Source organism: Bacillus sp. GbtcB14, assembly GCF_019091205.1.
Classification (GTDB): Bacteria; Bacillota; Bacilli; order Bacillales; family Bacillaceae_G; genus Bacillus_A; species Bacillus_A cereus_AG.
Window position 1 is genome coordinate 105,016 of sequence record NZ_JAGXJT010000008.1, and the last position, 16,207, is coordinate 121,222.

Sequence of the window (16,207 nt, forward strand, 5' to 3'; positions counted from 1 at the left end):
ATAACTTCTATGAAACAAATTTGGCGTATTTATAAGACAGATTTACGGAATGTAGCTAAACATTGGGCTGCGATTGTTATTGTTTTAGGATTAATGATTTTACCATCGTTATATGCATGGTTTAACATTAAAGCTTCCTGGGATCCTTATGGAAATACGAAAGGAATCCAGATTGCAGTTTCTAACCAAGATGCTGGATCAAATTTAAGAGGGAAAGATATTAACATCGGGAAAGAAATTGTAGATTCACTTAAGAAGGACAAAAATTTTGGGTGGAAGTTTGTTGATGAAAAGCAAGCGATTTATGGGGTAGAACGTGGAGATTATTCTGCAAGTATTACTATTCCAAAAGATTTCTCTGAAAAGATTGCAACAGTCTTGGATGAAAATCCACAGAAACCAGAAATTGAGTATTACGTAAATGAAAAGGTAAATGCCATTGCGCCGAAGATTACAGCTAAAGGTGCATCGGGTCTTACAGAAGAGATTAGTAAAAACTTTGTTAAAACGGCAAACGGCGAGATTTTTGAAATCTTCAACGATCTTGGAATCGATTTAGAAACGAACTTGCCGAGTATCGAGAAAGTAAAAGACCTTGTATTTAAGTTAGAAGCGCAGTTCCCAGAAATGAATACATTGATGGATAAGGCGTTAGATGATGCGACTCGAGCAGAGGATATTGTGAAAGTAGCACAAAAAGAGTTGCCAGTTGTAGAAAGTGTAATTAATGACGGGCAAGAAGCGTTAGGGAACTTAGATAAGTTCTTTGCGAGAAATGATGAAACATTGCAACGTGCTCCAGGAACTATTAAGAATAATTTAATTGTAATGCAAAAAGGGTTAGATGGTGCGGCAGCAATTACGGATTTCTTAAAGAATCCATCATTGGATTTCAATCTGACACTTCCAGATCCATCCAAGTTCCCGGAATTACCGAATGTAACTATTCCTCAAATACCAACGCTTCCAGAGTTACCGCAAGTGAATGGTGAGGGATATAAAAATATTGCTAAAAATATTGATCAAACTGTAAATAATGTTTTTAGTTCAATACGTGTTGGAACAACTTATGCACAAGGCGTTATAAACGGATTGGGAAATGGTAATTTCGATCCAGAAAAAGCAAAACAAGACCTTAATAAGGTTTCTGAAAATCTTAAAGGTCGTGCAGATAGTGTTTCATATTTAATTGATGTCTTTACTAAATTTAAGGAATTTGCACCAACTGATTCTGGAAAAGACTTCTTCCAAAAACGAATAGATAAATTAACGAATCTTAAATCAGCTATAGAAAATGCAAATGGCGGTGTTAAAGATATCGCTAATATTATTGGTACAGGGCAAGAAGTGAAACAAGACGCAAGAGATGCTGCTAATAAGAAGTTAGAGGCAATAAATAACTTAGTAAATCAAGCGGAAGCAGATTATAATGCGACGTTTGTAGCGGATTTTGAAAAAGCAGTAAGCACAGCTGAACAATTGAAAAATAAGGCTGACAATGTAAAAGAAGATGCTCAGCAGCTCAGAGGAAATTTAAATCAAGATATCAACAAAGCTAATGAGATATTAAACAATGGTAGAGAGAACTATGATCAGGCTGTAGCGGATTACGCAAAACTAAAAACTAGTCTTGAAACAGCGAGAGCAGATTTAAGCAATAAAGGTGTTAACGGTTTAGACTCTACAAAAGTAGCCTTAAATGAATTAAATGGACAGTTCCAAGCAGGATGGAATTTAGTTAATGATATGATTCCAGTTCTGGAAAGTACAAATAAAGTTTTAGCTGATGTGAATAGTGATAAAAACCTTAATGGTACAATTGCTAAGTTAAATAAAGCAAAAGATGGTTTGCAAAAAGGAATGGATTTAACTGATAAAGGAATTGACGCTATTAATAAAGGTCAAAAACCAGCAGCAGATGTTATTGAGAGTATTAATGAAGTGTCTAAAAGTGTTTCAGCTCAATTAGGTGATATTTTGGCTAAATATGATTCTGAAATCACTCCAAATTTCAATGCAGCTATTGCTCGTACAAAAGAGATGTCTAAAAACACATCTAAAATTTTAAAAGAAGCAGACAAAAAGCTTCCGGATGTTAAAAAGTTACTAGAAGATTCATCAAAAGGCTTAGTAGACGGTAGAAAGAAATTAGCAGACATTAAGGCTGACATGCCGGAGACTGAGAAAAAGATTAAAGACTTAGCAAATAAAATTCGTGATTTTGAATCAGAAGAGGATATAAAAGACATCATACGCTTATTGAAAAATGATGTTGAAAAGCAAAGTGATTACTTTGCGAATCCAGTAAATTTAAAAGAGAATAAATTATTTGCAATGCCGAACTACGGTTCAGCAATGTCACCATTCTACACAGTGCTTGCATTATGGGTAGGCGCATTATTAATGGTTTCATTATTAACGGTAGAAGTACATGAAGAGGGCGCGAATTATAAGAGCCATGAAATATACTTTGGACGTTTATTAACATTCTTAACGATAGGTCTTTCACAGGCGTTTATCGTATCAATGGGGGATATATTCTTACTCGGTACGTATGTAGTCGATAAATTCTGGTTTGTGTTATTTAGTTTATTTATTGGTGGAGTATTTGTTTGTATCGTTTACTCACTTGTTTCTATTTTCGGAAACGTTGGGAAATCGATGGCAATTATTTTACTTGTTCTTCAAGTAGCAGGATCGGGCGGAACATTCCCAATTCAAATGACACCACCATTCTTCCAAGCGATTTATCCGTTCTTACCATTCACATATGCAATTAGTGCAATTCGTGAAACGGTAGGTGGAATGCTTTGGGATATAGTTATTAGAGATTTACTTGTACTAAGTGTTTTCGTAGTAGTCATCGTTATTGCTGCGTTATTATTGAAAACACCAATTAATAAATCGAGTGAAAAGTTTGTTGAGAACGCAAAAGGAAGTAAAATTATTCATTAATAATAAAAGGTTCCTACCGAGAGTGGTAGGAACCTTTTTATTTAATCGAATTTTAATTTCTTTAAAGCTTCTGCGAACGGATTATTTAATGGTTCTTCTTCTTTGTTCTGTTGTTTCATATATTTTTGAACATCGCGCTTATCAGCCTTGCTTCCAGATTCTTTTTTACGTCTTTCTTGGAATGTGGATAATTTCTCGCGATAGCCACATTTACATGCAAAGATTTGTCCTGCACCTTCACCACGTAATTCTAACTTCTTCTTACATTGCGGACAACGAGCGTTTGTTGTACGAGATACATTTTTACGATGACCACATTCACGGTCTTGGCAAACGAGCATCTTTCCTTTTTTGCCGTTTACCTCTAACATTGGTTTACCGCAGTCTGGACAAGACTTCGTTGAAATGTTGTCATGTTTATATTTTTTATCACTCGATTTAATTTCAGAAACAATTTCTTTCGTATAGTTCTTCATTTCTGAAATGAATACTTCTTTTTTCAGTTTACCCTTTGCAATTGCCTCTAGCTTTTGTTCCCACTCACCAGTTAGTGTAGGTGATTTTAACTCTTCTGGCACTAAATCGAGTAACTGACGGCCTTTTGAAGTAATGTGAATATCTTTACCACGTTTTTCAATTAAGAATGAATTGAATAGCTTGTCGATAATATCAGCACGCGTTGCTACAGTACCTAATCCACCAGTTGATTTTAGTGTATCAGCAAGTTGTTTATTTTGCGTATCCATATATTTTGTAGGATTTTCCATTGCTGAAAGTAAAGTTGCTTCGTTAAATCGTGCAGGTGCTTTTGTTTGACCTGATGTTTGCATAATTAACTTTACAGTTAATGTATCGCCTTTTTCAATGTGAGGTAGAAGCTGTTCTTTTACATCATCCGTTACATCATCATCTTCAAAGCGATTTTCATATACTTCTTTCCAACCCGCATGCAGAATAGTTTTTCCGCGTGCAATGAACGTTTCATTACCAATTTTTGTGCGTAACGTTAGTTGCTCGTATTCGAATGCTGGGAATAAAACAGCTAAGAAACGTTTTACAACTAAATCATAAATTTTACGTTCTTTATCTGTGAAGGCCGAGAAGTTAACGTATCCTTCTGTCGGAATAATTGCGTGATGATCACTTACTTTACTATCGTCAACAAATGACTTATTAGATTTGATAGGTTTTTGTAATACTTTATGTGCTAAAGGACGGTATTCTCCAACTCCGCAAGCCTTTAGACGTTCTGGAAGTGTTCCAACGATATCAGATGAAATATAGCGTGAATCTGTACGAGGATACGTTAGCACTTTATGTTGCTCATACAACTTCTGCATAATGTTTAATGTTTCTTTTGCAGAGTAACCGAACTTTTTATTTGCATCACGTTGTAATTCAGTTAAATCGTAAAGACCAGGAGAGAATGACTTCTTCTGTTTTTTATCAATTTCCACAACAGTAGCATTATGCTTATCTAAACCTTTTACAAAGCCATCAATTTTTTCTTTATTAAAACTGCGGCTATTACCGTTAGCATCTTGCCAAGTTAGCTTTAGCTGATTCGCCGTTTGTGCTTCGATGCCGTAGTAAGTTTGAGCTTTGAAGTTCTTTATTTCATCTTCACGATTAGCGATCATAGCGACAGTAGGTGTTTGCACACGGCCGCAATTCAGCTGGGCATTAAAGCGAGTCGTTAAAGCGCGAGTCGCGTTAAGACCGATATACCAGTCAGCTTCTGAACGTGCAACTGCTGAAGCGTATAAATTGTCATATGCTTTACCTGGTTTTAAATTAGCGAATCCATCTTTAATCGCTTTATCAGTAACAGATGAAATCCATAGACGTTTGATTGGTTTGTTAACTCGAACCTTATCAATAATCCAACGAGCGACTAATTCTCCCTCACGTCCAGCATCTGTCGCTACAATAATGTCATTTACATCTTTTCTAAGAAGTTGACTCTTCACAGCATTAAATTGCTTCCCTGTTTGTTTAATAACCGTTAATTTCAAACGCTCAGGTAGCATCGGTAAATCTTCTAAATTCCACTTTTTATATTTCACATCGTAGCTTTCTGGATCTGCTAATGTAACAAGATGACCTAAAGCCCAAGTTACAATATATTTACTACCTTCAAGGTAGCCATTTCCTTTTTTATCACACTTAAGTACACGCGCAATATCACGTGCAACGGAAGGCTTTTCAGCGATTATAACGCTTTTTGACATATTTAAAACATCCTTTCAAATTTCCATACGTTAACTATAGCATACATCTTCTTGAGATTCAGTTTCGCTCCAGATTTGAACGTTTTTTAGTGGGATAACATCCGTTTGAAGGTGAATGATGGCGATAAAACATAATATGCACCATGATGAGACTATGAGAAATAGATATTTATTATGCGTGTTGTTTTATTATTGCTTCTATATGAAATAGAAAAGTAAAGAACTTGTTATTTTAGTAGAATAAGAGTAGACTTTGAAGTAGATGAATACTAAACACATGGGAGTTTGTGGATGCAAACTGAGAGTATGACTAATCCGTCATTGACCATTTGAACCTGTTGGATAATGCCAGCGTAGGGAGAGTGTAAAAGCACATGTTCAGACACTTTGCGTACGCGCAAAGTGTCTTTTTGTGTATCTCCCATCACTATAGTTAGGGGATGAGAAGGATGAATATGAAAGAAATTAGTAAAGTAGTGGATTTGGTGAGAGAATCTAATCCGCTCGTTCATAATATTACAAATGTTGTTGTCACAAATTTTACAGCTAACGGCTTGTTAGCGTTAGGAGCATCGCCTGTAATGGCGTATGCAAAAGAAGAAGTAGCAGAAATGGCTAGCATTGCTGGAGCGCTAGTATTAAATATGGGGACACTTCGTCCTGAAGAAGTAGAAGCGATGTTACTTGCGGGTAAATCGGCAAATGTGAATAATGTACCAGTATTGTTTGATCCAGTTGGTGCAGGAGCAACATCGTATCGAACAGAAGTTGCGAGACATATTCCGGCTGAAATTGATTTAGCGATTATCCGTGGAAATGCGGCTGAAATAGCGAACGTTATTAATGAGAGATGGGAAATTAAAGGGGTAGACGCCGGTACTGGAAATGGAAATGTCGTAAGCATTGCAAGGCAGGCAGCTGCTGAATTAAATACAGTTGCGGTGATTACTGGAAAAGAAGATGTTGTTACAGATGGAGAGCGAACGATTCTTATTCGAAATGGTCACTCTATTTTAACGAAAGTTACGGGAACTGGTTGTTTACTAACTTCTGTAATAGGAGCATTTGTAGCAGTAGAAAAAGATTATGTAAAGGCAGCAGTAGCTGCATTAACGTTTTATGGTGTAGCTGCGGAACTGGCAGCTGCTAAGACAGTGGAGCAGGGACCTGGTAGTTTCCAAATTGAATTTTTAAATCAGTTAGCGAATACAACTTCAGATGATATTGAGAAGTATGGGAAGATTGAGCTTATATAGTAAGGAGGGGAATTAGATGTCGCGTATTACAAAGGCTGAAATGTCTAGATTGTTATCAGTATACTTTATTATGGGAAGTAACAATTGTACGAAGGAACCACTACAAGTGTTGAGAGATGCACTTGTAGGCGGTATAACAATTTTTCAATTCCGTGAAAAGGGGGAAGGGGCTTTAACGGGAGAGAAACGTATTTGTTTCGCAAAAGAACTACAAGCAATTTGTAAGGAGTACGGTGTCCCATTCATTGTAAATGATGATGTGGAACTAGCTATCGAGTTAGATGCAGATGGCGTGCATGTTGGACAAGATGATGAAGGAATTACTTCTGTTCGTGAAAAAATGGGAGATAAAATTGTTGGTGTATCTACACATACAATTGAAGAAGCACGCTGGGCAATTGAAAACGGAGCTGATTATTTAGGTGTTGGCCCTGTTTTTCCAACGAGTACGAAAAAAGATACGAAAGCAGTTCAAGGAACGAAAGGTTTAGCTCATTTTAGAGAACAAGGAATTACAATACCAATCGTTGGGATTGGTGGCATTACAATTGAAAATACCGCTTCAGTTATAGAAGCAGGTGCGGACGGTGTTTCAGTTATTTCTGCGATTAGTTTAGCGGAATCTGTGTGCGAAAGTACGAAGAAGTTAGTAGAGGAAGTCAGTAAGAGTTTGTAGAAAAAAGCTATGTAGTATTAAAATGCTACATAGCTTTTTTTGTATTAATAATTAGAAATAGGGGGGATTATTTGAAACGGAATAGGTTTGTAGCGTTGCAAAATGAGTTGTTTCGTTTATTTAAACAAACGTTTGATTAAAAAAGCACAAACCCTTGATCCATGTAGGTTTGTGCTTTTTCTTTAAAACATAATTGAAATTAAGAGCATTCCAATTCCGATAGAAGTGAATGTTGCGATTAGGCCTGGAATCATAAAGCTATGATTTAAAACATATTTACCAATGCCAGTTGTACCAGTGCGATCAAAGTTAATGGCAGCAACGATTGTTCCATAGTTTGGAATGAAGAAATATCCATTTACTGCAGGGAACATCGCGATTAGTAGTGCCGGTGGAATACCGAGTGATAATCCAAGAGGCATTAAAGCACGTACTGTTGCGGCTTGGCTATATAGTAAAATAGATAGAATGAATAATGCGATGGCAAATAGCCATGGTGCACTTGTTACTAGGTGCTGAATTGATCCTTGAATCATATTTAAGTTTCCATTAAAGAAAGTATCTCCCATCCAAGCGATACCGAAAATAGCAACAACTGCTGTTGCCCCCGCTTTAAAGACGTTACCAGACACGATGCTTTCTACATTTGGTTTGCAGAAAATAATAATAAGAGCTGCGATAGTTAACATAACCATTTCAATTGTGTTCGGCATGGAAAGACGAACTAACTTCCCGTCGACCATCCATCCTGGACGAAGTGCTTCAAATGAACCGAGAAGTACGACAAGGAAAGTTCCTACTAAGAAAAGGATAACGGATAGTTTAGCGCCTTTTAAACCAACAAATTCTTTCTTCTCTTCAATTTTAGGAATCATTCCTTCTTTTAAACGTTTCAAGTATTCAGGGTCTTCATTTAATTCTTTCCCCATTTTGCTAGCAACAAATGCAGCTACCATACAAGCGATGAAGGTAGAAGGGATACTTACTTTTAAAATATCTAATAAAGTGATTTTATAGTCAGCTAACATTGCTAAAAGGGCAACTGTTGCAGCTGATATAGGGCTAGCTGTAATTGCTTGTTGGGAAGCGATTACGGCAATTGACATTGGTCGTTCTGGTCTAATCCCAGATTCGCGAGAGACTTCTGCGATAACAGGAAGTACAGAATAAGCAACGTGACCAGTTCCTGCGCACAGTGTAAATAAATAAGTAACAATTGGAGCAAAGAATGTAATGCGCTTTGGATTTTTTCGTAATGCTTTCTCAGCAAGATGAACAAGATAGTCCATTCCTCCAGCGGCTTGCAGTGCACCAGCAGCTGTAATTACTGCTAAAATCATAAGCATTACATCAATAGGAGGAGCTGTAGGTTGTAAGTGGAAGACGAAAACAAGTATTGCCATACCAACGCCACCCATTACTCCTAGACCAACTCCGCCTAGGCGTGCGCCAATAAAAATGCAGAGTAGTAACGTAAGAAATTGTAGCCAAAACATGATAAACTACCTCCGAAATTCATTAGTTAAGGTATATTCGAATAATTTAATTTGAATGAAAATTAAAATAAATACTCAAAATAATCCTTGTGTTATATACATTTTTTATTATATAACACAAGAAATGTAACATTCACGAACTTTGTTAAATTATTTCGAAAAAATAATACATTGAAACTTTACATTTGCATCTCTAAATAGGTAGACATTTTAATTTTTATGTTGTAATCTTTGATAGAGAATAACTTAATTCTCATAGAACTCCCATATCGTTCAACTCGTTCAGCGAGAAAGGCAAACTGATGGAAACATTAGGACGCAAAACTACAGGAGCTAAGGCCGCAAGGCTATGCTAGCCAGTTACCGGACGGATAGGGTTGGTCTTGACCAATGCTCTTTTCATTGGTCTTTTTTTTATTTGCAAACAAATGAGAATCGTTATCGATTATTAATAAGGTTTATATTTTAATAGCTTTACTTTATAGTAAGTAAATTAAGAAAGGTGATGTTAATGAAAAAATATTGGCACAAGCTATCGTTTCTTCAAAAAAATGTATTGTTAACTGTGTTAGTTATTTTGACGCTTGTTGGTACTATGGGAGCGTTAAGTTTTAACATGTTTCAAAATAGTATGATGTCTATATTTGAAAGGCATTCTTTTGAAACAGGAGATACGGTATTACATAAATTAGACGCGAAAATATTGAGAGATGTTGCAAAAGACCCGACGGCAGAAAGAGAAAAGAGAGAGAAGTTAGTAGAGAAGTTAGATGAATCAACGGAAGAATTGAACAGTGTTGGACAAACGTATATTGTTGGAGCAAAAGAAAATGAAAAAGGTGAGTTACAAGTTGTCGCTTTGGCTACAGGGTTAGCAAATGTTGTTGAAGTAGAACCGGGAGACTATTATAAACAACCAGATCTTTGGATGGAAACATATGATAAAGTAATGAGCACAAAAAAAGCAAACATGACAGTAGTATATGAAGACGCATTGGGATCATGGGTAACGATATTAGAGCCAATTAAAGATGAGGAAGGTAATATTGTGGCAATTGTTGCAGCCGATGTAGATGCCTCTATTGTTCCTATTACAAAGGAAAAATTCATTGTACAAGGTTTAATGTTTATTTGTATTTCTGTTTTAATTGCAACGGTTATTCAATTCCTAATCGTACGTAACGCACTTGCTCCATTGCGGGATTTACGTGAAGGATTGCGCAAAGTCGGTGAAGGTGACTTAAGTATTAAATTAGAGGAAAGACCAGATGATATTGGTATTATTAATGCGTATTTTAATAATACTATTGAGAAGTTTAAAGGGATTATAGACAAAGTGAAGCAGACAGCAGAACAGGTTTCCTCATCTTCACAAGAATTGTCAGTGAGTACGAAAGAGAATAGCATGGCAGTCCAAGGAATCGTAAGTTCTATAGTGGAGTTAAGGGCTGGCGTTCAATTACAAGAAACTGCAGTACCAAAGTATTTAGATATTATATATGAAATGGAAGATAGGATGGAAGAGATAACGAATGCTGCAAAACAAATGGCGAAAGAGTCTGAAGGTATAGAGCACCATTCAGGAAAAGGAAATGGTATTATTGAACAGACGATTAATCAAATGAACATCATACAAAATGCAGTACAAGATTTATCTTCTATTATTTATTCTTTGGAAACAAGATCAAAAGAAATTAGTGATATTGTAACAGTAATTACCGGTATTTCAAATCAAACGAATTCGCTAGCTTTAAATTCTTCTATTGAAGCTTCACGTGCTGAGGAAACCGGACGAGGATTTGCTGTTGTTGCTGATGAAGTGCGTAAATTAGCAGAGCAGACGGAAGCATCAGCAAAAGATATAGCAAAATTAATAGGGGAAACGCGAGCTGGTACGGAAGAAGCTATTGTTTCAATGGAAAATGCTTTAAAAGAAGTAGAATCGGGTATGAAACTTGTTGAAAGTAGTGGTGCTTTCTTTGGTGGAATTTCAAACTCAGCACAATCTGTTACAAATCAGGTTAGAGTTGTTTCTGACAATTCAAGTGATATATTGCAAAATAGCCAAAATATTGTGCGGATTGTAGATGAACTATCACTTATTGCAAATACGTATGCGAATAGTAGTAGTAATGTTGAAGAAAGTATGAAAGAGCAGGAAATGTCTGTACAAGATATTGCGGAATTAGCTAGTTCTTTAAGCTGGCTTTCGCAGGAGTTACAAGAGTTAATAGGAGAATTCAAAAGTTAAATGAAATGATTATACGCGCTTTTGTTTGTTCAATAAAATAAATCATGCTACAATGAAAACGAATTAAGGACCGGGGAGCCAATTGGCTGAGAGGATGTAAACAAACATCGACCCTCAACCTGATCTGGATAATGCCAGCGTAGGGAGTTACTTAAAGTGATGTAGCATATGTTATTCTATAATAACTTGCATACAAGGCTTTCCTACGTAGTAGGAAAGCCTTTTCTTGTTTTAAAATTTAATTTCATAAGGGGGATTTTACTATGTCACAACAAGTTACGATTTCATTTTCAGTAGTACCACAAGCGAAGCACAAAGATGTGTATTCTGTTGTTGATAAAGCAATTGAGGTTGTACAACAATCGGGAGTTCGTTATGAAGTAGGGGCAATGGAAACAACGTTGGAAGGAGAATTAGATGTACTTCTTGATGTCATTAAACGTGCGCAACAAGCTTGTGTGGATGCTGGAGCAGAGGAAGTGATTACTTCTATTAAAATCCATTATCGTCCAAGCACTGGTGTAACGATAGATGAAAAGGTTTGGAAGTACCGTGATGAATATGCAAAACCAGAAGCAATCTAAAATAATTACAACAATTTGGCTTATCCTTCTCATTGCGATATGGGAAGGATCTGTTTCATTATTTAAAATTGAACCGTGGATTTTACCGAAGCCTTCTGCCATTGTTCAAGAATTAATTGGAATGAAAGATTTACTATTACCGAATACGATGCAAACGTTACAAGAGGTTATAATCGGACTATTTTTTGCGATTTTAATTGGGACAAGTATTGCAATTATTATGGACGTTATCCCTTTATTTCGTATTTTAATAAATCCATTGCTTGTTATTTCGCAAACGATTCCAATCGTTGTACTTGCACCGTTATTTATTATTTGGTTTGGATATGGAATGCTACCGAAAGTAATGGTAGTCATACTCGTTTGTTTCTTCCCGATTGCGCTTAGCATTTTAGAAGGTTTTCAAACGGTAGATAAAAATATGTTGAAGTTGTTGCAAACGATGAAGGCAACGAAATGGCAAGTTTACCAGAAAGTAAAGTTTCCAGCAGTGCTTCCATACTTTTTCTCAGGTTTAAAAATTGCAGTTACATATAGCGTAATGGGAGCGATCATTGGGGAATGGCTCGGTGCCAGTGAAGGATTAGGGGTTATGCTTACGAGAGCTACAAAATCCTTTTTAACAGCCCGAGTATTTGGTGTGGCAGCAATTATTGTTATGGTGACATTATGTCTGTATTTTATCGTGGAGTTTATGGCAAGAATAACAGCACCATGGATATATAGAAAGGACGGCAGAAAATGAAAAAAGGTTTAAAAGTTATGTTGGCTGCCTTATTAGCAGTAGGTGTGGCTGGATGTAATCCGGCGAAGAAAGAAGATAGTGCAAGTAAAGATCAAAAAGTAAAAGTAGTTTTAGATTGGTTTCCAAATACGAACCATACTGGCTTATATGTAGCGCAAGCGAAAGATTATTATAAAAAGCAAGGCTTAGATGTAGAAATTATTCAGCCTGGTGATAATGTGACAGCGGAGCAAATGATAGCTTCAGGAAAAGCTGACTTCGCAATAAGCGCACAAGAAAATGTAACATTGGCTCGTGTAGAAGGTATTCCTGTTGTATCTGTCGGAGCGATTATTCAGCATAACACTTCGGCATTTGCATCGCTTAAGAAAGATAACATGACTTCACCGAAAGATTTTGAAGGTAAACGTTACGGAGGATGGGGAGGACCAGCAGAAGAAGCAACGCTGAAGACCATTATGGAGAAACATCAAGCTGATTTTAATAAAGTTGAAAAAATCATCTTAGGACAAACCGATTTCTTTAAATCAATCGGCCGTGATGCAGACTTTGAATGGATTTATTACGGATGGGATGGAATTGAAGCGAAGCGCCAAGGAAAAGAGTTAAATACGATTATGGTGAAAGACTTAGACCCAGCGCTTGATTTCTATAGTCCTGTTATTATTACGAGTGAAAAACATACGAAGCAAGATAAAGACTTTGTGAAAAAGTTTATGAGTGCAACGACAGAAGGGTATAATTTTGCAATTAAAGAGCCGAAAGAAGCTGCTGATATTTTAATTAAAGCTGTTCCAGATGTAAATAAAGACTTAGTACAAGAAAGTCAAAAGTGGTTAAGCACGAAGTATCAAGATGATGCAAAAGCTTGGGGAGTACAGAAGGAAGATGTTTGGACGAATTACATGAATTTCTTATATGATAACAAAGTAATTAAGAAGAAAATTGATGTAAAAGATGCCTTTACAAATGAGTTCCTTCCAAGCGAAAAATGAGCGGATTACAAATAAAAGATATTGTGAAATCTTTCGATGGAAAGAATGTATTAGCAAATATTAGTGCTTCTATACGAGAGGGAGAGTTCGTTTCTTTTGTAGGCCCAAGTGGTTGCGGGAAAAGCACATTATTAAATATGATTGCAAATGTTGAAAATCCAACAAGTGGGAATGTAACGTATAACGATAAGCAAATGCAAGAGCAAGATGTTGTAAGTTATATGCCGCAACAGGATTTATTACTGCCGTGGCGATCAGCTTTGCAAAATATAGTTCTTCCATTGGAAATCGAAGGGAAACCGAAAAAACAAAGGCTGACAGAGGGAATGGAAGCATTAAAGCAGTTTGAACTAGATGAATATGCAGACCATTATCCAGATGAATTGTCTGGTGGGATGCGTCAAAGAATTAGTTTTCTGCGCACATATTTATGTGAAAAGCCAATTATGCTACTTGATGAGCCTTTTGGAAAATTAGATGCCTTTACAAAAATGGAAGTACATAGCTGGCTTTTAAACTCTTGGCACCAAGAGAAGCAAACAATCGTTATGGTCACACATGACTTAGATGAGGCAATCTTGCTTTCAGATCGCGTATTTATTTTATCTCAAAGACCAGCCTCAATAGTTGGTGAGGTACAAGTGAAATTACCTAGGCCGAGAACGATGGATATGTTAACATCACTTGAGTTAAAGAAGGATAAGGAAGAAATTCTGAGAGTATTAGCCCCGTATATGAGAAAATAGAAAAAGTCTTTTAACAGTTTTTGGTATGATTACTGTTAAGAGGCTTTTTTATATAGGGGGAGAAAGATGAAATCTATAGAGCAAATAGTTGATTCGTTAACACTCATCTTTACAAGTCCATATGCATTAGAAAAGATGTATAAAGAAATTTACGAAGAAAATGAAAAAACGGAGAAGGAACAAAAGAAAAAATAGAGAATAGAATATAACAGAGTAGTTTATACTCTTAATATAACAAATGTTAAAGGAGTGAAAGGATAAAATGACTTTATCAACTGTTCTTCAAATGGTTTTAGCTTGATACGGGAGAAGTCTGCCCATTTTTAAAGATTAAGCTAAATTGAAGACAGCAGGTAAAGAACCTTAATCCTTTTTTACGATAATATGTAATGGGTAAGGTGTATTCACCTTACCCATTTTTTATATATACAATTAAATAAGGCTTTATACTGTTGCTCTCTCTATTTAGCGTATGAACTATAAGTAGAGGAGAGAAAAAAATGAGTATATTAACAGTAGAAAATTTAAGTCATTCGTATGGTGAGAAAACCATTTTATATAATGCATGTTTTCGACTATTAAAGGGCGAGCATGTTGGGTTAGTTGGGAAAAATGGAATTGGAAAATCAACATTGTTAAGGATTTTAACAGGAGAACTTATACATGATGACGGAAACATTGAATGGTTTCCACATGTGAAGATAGGTTTTTTACAGCAGCATATGGATTTACAAGAAGGAATAACAATTGAGGGATACTTACAAAGTGCATTTTCTAATCTGTATGCGATTGAGTGTGAAATGTTAAAAATTGCTGAAGAAATGAATGGAGCAGGAGAAATAGAAAAACTGTTAGTAAAGTATGGAGAATTACAAACTATATTAGAAAGTTCTAATTTCTATCAAATTCATACTGAAATTGAAGAAGTAGCAATCGGCTTAGGCTTACTTGAAATAGGTTTGAAAAAGGATGTTTCACAGTTAAGTGGAGGACAGCGAACAAAGTTATTACTTGGGAAGCTCCTTTTAGAAAAAGCTGATGTTTTATTGCTAGATGAGCCAACAAATTATTTAGATACAGCTCATATAGAATGGTTGCAATCGTATTTGAGACTGTATGAAAAAGCTTATGTAATCATTTCACATGACGAAGTATTTTTGAACAGTATTACGAATGTTATTTATCATCTAGAAGAACGGAAAGTGAAGCGGTACGTAGGAAATTATGAAAAATTTGTGCAAAGTTATCAATTGCAAAGGAAACAATTACAATCGGCGCATGCGAAACAACAAAAAGAAATTGCGCAGTTAGAAACATTTATTCAAAAAAATAAAGTTCGAAAAGCGAAACAAGCTAAAAGTAGAGAGAAAGTATTAGAGAAAATGCAAAGGATTGAAAAGGTTAATCATGTAACTCGATCCCGTTTTGATTTTACTGTTTATGAGGAGCCAGTAAGTCGTATATTGCAAGCTGAGAAACTAAGGATAGGTTATAGTGATCCGTTATGTCCAGAGTTGAATTTACAAGTGAAAAAGGGAGAAAAGATAGCGATTGTTGGTCATAATGGAATTGGAAAAACGACGATGTTAAAAACGTTATTAGGCCAAATAAAGCCGCTAAGTGGTTCGATTTCTGTTGGCGAGCGAGTAAATCCTGCCTATTTTGCACAGGAAGAGTTTGCTTCAGAAACAACACCATTAGAGAAAGTTTGGGCAGAACGACCAGATATGACCAGGAAAGAAGTACGCCAAGCACTAGCAAAGTGTGGCTTGAAAGAAGAGCACGTATTAAAACCTATTCGTTTATTAAGCGGCGGAGAACAAACGAAAGTGCGTTTATGTGAACTTATCGTAACGAAAAGCAATGTTTTAATTTTAGATGAACCGACTAATCATTTGGATATAGAAACAAAGAAGTCTTTGCAGGAAGCGTTACAACAATATACAGGAACAGTTTTACTTGTCTCACATGAGCCTTCTTTCTATGAAGCATGGATCACAAAAGTATGGAATATAGAAGAATGGAACGCTGAACAATATGAATAAAGAAAAGGCATTAGCTTGTATAAGCTAATGCCTTTTCTTTGTGATTAACATGATTTTCGAGAACTCTTACATGAGAATTGTATGAAGAAGCACTCTTATGGTGCGCTTATAAGCGTGCTTTTTCTTTTGTTATGTTTATATTTAGATGCCTTTCCCTAATAGGCGACTATCTTTCTTTGTATATATAGATAGTTTGAAATGGAATGAAAAATAATTCCTATATGTAA

At 35.9% G+C, this 16,207-nt stretch carries 12 protein-coding genes and 3 riboswitches; of the genes, 10 read left to right on the forward strand and 2 right to left on the reverse strand.

Annotation, left to right across the window (positions count from 1 at the left end; all coding sequences use genetic code 11):
- Nucleotides 1–9 precede the first annotated feature (9 nt).
- Nucleotides 10–2,955 carry a YhgE/Pip domain-containing protein gene (locus KVT31_RS21930; RefSeq protein WP_088094982.1) on the forward strand — a complete coding sequence of 982 codons (2,946 nt, stop codon included), beginning with the start codon at nucleotides 10–12 and terminating at the stop codon, nucleotides 2,953–2,955.
- Between the two features lie 41 nt (nucleotides 2,956–2,996).
- On the opposite strand, the gene topB is transcribed toward KVT31_RS21930, so the two are convergent.
- Nucleotides 2,997–5,186, reverse strand: coding sequence for a DNA topoisomerase III (topB, locus tag KVT31_RS21935; RefSeq protein WP_088094983.1), 2,190 nt, complete (start codon nucleotides 5,184–5,186; stop codon nucleotides 2,997–2,999).
- A 267-nt stretch (nucleotides 5,187–5,453) separates the two neighbouring features.
- A riboswitch (TPP riboswitch) is annotated at nucleotides 5,454–5,563 on the forward strand.
- Nucleotides 5,564–5,626: 63 nt separating this feature from the next.
- Here topB and thiM point away from each other — a divergent pair.
- Nucleotides 5,627–6,442, forward strand: coding sequence for a hydroxyethylthiazole kinase (gene thiM / locus KVT31_RS21940; protein ID WP_098341917.1), 816 nt, complete (start codon nucleotides 5,627–5,629; stop codon nucleotides 6,440–6,442).
- A gap of 16 nt (nucleotides 6,443–6,458) precedes the next feature.
- The gene (gene thiE, locus KVT31_RS21945; protein WP_088094985.1) at nucleotides 6,459–7,118 is read left to right on the forward strand and encodes a thiamine phosphate synthase; all 660 of its coding nucleotides are present in this window, start codon (nucleotides 6,459–6,461) and stop codon (nucleotides 7,116–7,118) included.
- A 182-nt stretch (nucleotides 7,119–7,300) separates the two neighbouring features.
- On the opposite strand, the gene KVT31_RS21950 is transcribed toward thiE, so the two are convergent.
- Entirely contained in the window at nucleotides 7,301–8,614 is a 1,314-nt protein-coding gene (locus KVT31_RS21950; RefSeq protein ID WP_000498713.1) for an anaerobic C4-dicarboxylate transporter family protein, read from the reverse strand.
- 283 nt (nucleotides 8,615–8,897) lie between these two features.
- A riboswitch (cyclic di-GMP riboswitch) is annotated at nucleotides 8,898–8,982 on the forward strand.
- A gap of 143 nt (nucleotides 8,983–9,125) precedes the next feature.
- Between KVT31_RS21950 and KVT31_RS21955 the strand changes: the two genes are divergently transcribed.
- From KVT31_RS21955 to KVT31_RS21980, 7 genes are all read left to right on the forward strand, one after another.
- A complete protein-coding gene (locus KVT31_RS21955; RefSeq protein WP_088094986.1) occupies nucleotides 9,126–10,865 on the forward strand; it encodes a methyl-accepting chemotaxis protein in 1,740 nt (579 codons plus the stop codon).
- Nucleotides 10,866–10,926: 61 nt separating this feature from the next.
- Nucleotides 10,927–11,028, forward strand: a riboswitch (TPP riboswitch).
- A gap of 100 nt (nucleotides 11,029–11,128) precedes the next feature.
- Nucleotides 11,129–11,449: an MTH1187 family thiamine-binding protein gene (locus tag KVT31_RS21960; RefSeq protein ID WP_061676686.1), complete on the forward strand. Its 321-nt coding sequence runs from the start codon at nucleotides 11,129–11,131 to the stop codon at nucleotides 11,447–11,449.
- Nucleotides 11,421–12,194, forward strand: a complete 774-nt coding sequence (locus tag KVT31_RS21965; protein WP_001057155.1) for an ABC transporter permease — start codon at nucleotides 11,421–11,423, stop codon at nucleotides 12,192–12,194. The genes KVT31_RS21960 and KVT31_RS21965 overlap by 29 nt, the downstream gene beginning before the upstream one ends.
- Nucleotides 12,191–13,189, forward strand: coding sequence for an ABC transporter substrate-binding protein (locus tag KVT31_RS21970; protein WP_088094988.1), 999 nt, complete (start codon nucleotides 12,191–12,193; stop codon nucleotides 13,187–13,189). The genes KVT31_RS21965 and KVT31_RS21970 overlap by 4 nt, the downstream gene beginning before the upstream one ends.
- Nucleotides 13,186–13,935, forward strand: a complete 750-nt coding sequence (locus tag KVT31_RS21975; RefSeq protein ID WP_088094989.1) for an ABC transporter ATP-binding protein — start codon at nucleotides 13,186–13,188, stop codon at nucleotides 13,933–13,935. Before KVT31_RS21970 ends, KVT31_RS21975 begins: the two co-directional genes overlap by 4 nt.
- Before the next feature lie 66 nt (nucleotides 13,936–14,001).
- Nucleotides 14,002–14,130, forward strand: coding sequence for a hypothetical protein (locus tag KVT31_RS30620; RefSeq protein WP_255260242.1), 129 nt, complete (start codon nucleotides 14,002–14,004; stop codon nucleotides 14,128–14,130).
- 305 nt (nucleotides 14,131–14,435) lie between these two features.
- Complete coding sequence (locus KVT31_RS21980) at nucleotides 14,436–15,980, forward strand: ABC-F family ATP-binding cassette domain-containing protein (protein ID WP_088094990.1); 1,545 nt, start codon at nucleotides 14,436–14,438, stop codon at nucleotides 15,978–15,980.
- Nucleotides 15,981–16,207 lie beyond the last annotated feature (227 nt).

What these genes read in the sequence shown, in the direction of transcription:
- KVT31_RS21930 (WP_088094982.1), top strand. Translation starts at nt 10, where the DNA reads ATGAAACAAATTTGGCGTATTTATAAGACAGATTTACGGAATGTAGCT.
- topB (WP_088094983.1), bottom strand. Translation starts at nt 5,186, where the DNA reads ATGTCAAAAAGCGTTATAATCGCTGAAAAGCCTTCCGTTGCACGTGAT.
- thiM (WP_098341917.1), top strand. Translation starts at nt 5,627, where the DNA reads ATGAGAAGGATGAATATGAAAGAAATTAGTAAAGTAGTGGATTTGGTG.
- thiE (WP_088094985.1), top strand. Translation starts at nt 6,459, where the DNA reads ATGTCGCGTATTACAAAGGCTGAAATGTCTAGATTGTTATCAGTATAC.
- KVT31_RS21950 (WP_000498713.1), bottom strand. Translation starts at nt 8,614, where the DNA reads ATGTTTTGGCTACAATTTCTTACGTTACTACTCTGCATTTTTATTGGC.
- KVT31_RS21955 (WP_088094986.1), top strand. Translation starts at nt 9,126, where the DNA reads ATGAAAAAATATTGGCACAAGCTATCGTTTCTTCAAAAAAATGTATTG.
- KVT31_RS21960 (WP_061676686.1), top strand. Translation starts at nt 11,129, where the DNA reads ATGTCACAACAAGTTACGATTTCATTTTCAGTAGTACCACAAGCGAAG.
- KVT31_RS21965 (WP_001057155.1), top strand. Translation starts at nt 11,421, where the DNA reads ATGAATATGCAAAACCAGAAGCAATCTAAAATAATTACAACAATTTGG.
- KVT31_RS21970 (WP_088094988.1), top strand. Translation starts at nt 12,191, where the DNA reads ATGAAAAAAGGTTTAAAAGTTATGTTGGCTGCCTTATTAGCAGTAGGT.
- KVT31_RS21975 (WP_088094989.1), top strand. Translation starts at nt 13,186, where the DNA reads ATGAGCGGATTACAAATAAAAGATATTGTGAAATCTTTCGATGGAAAG.
- KVT31_RS30620 (WP_255260242.1), top strand. Translation starts at nt 14,002, where the DNA reads ATGAAATCTATAGAGCAAATAGTTGATTCGTTAACACTCATCTTTACA.
- KVT31_RS21980 (WP_088094990.1), top strand. Translation starts at nt 14,436, where the DNA reads ATGAGTATATTAACAGTAGAAAATTTAAGTCATTCGTATGGTGAGAAA.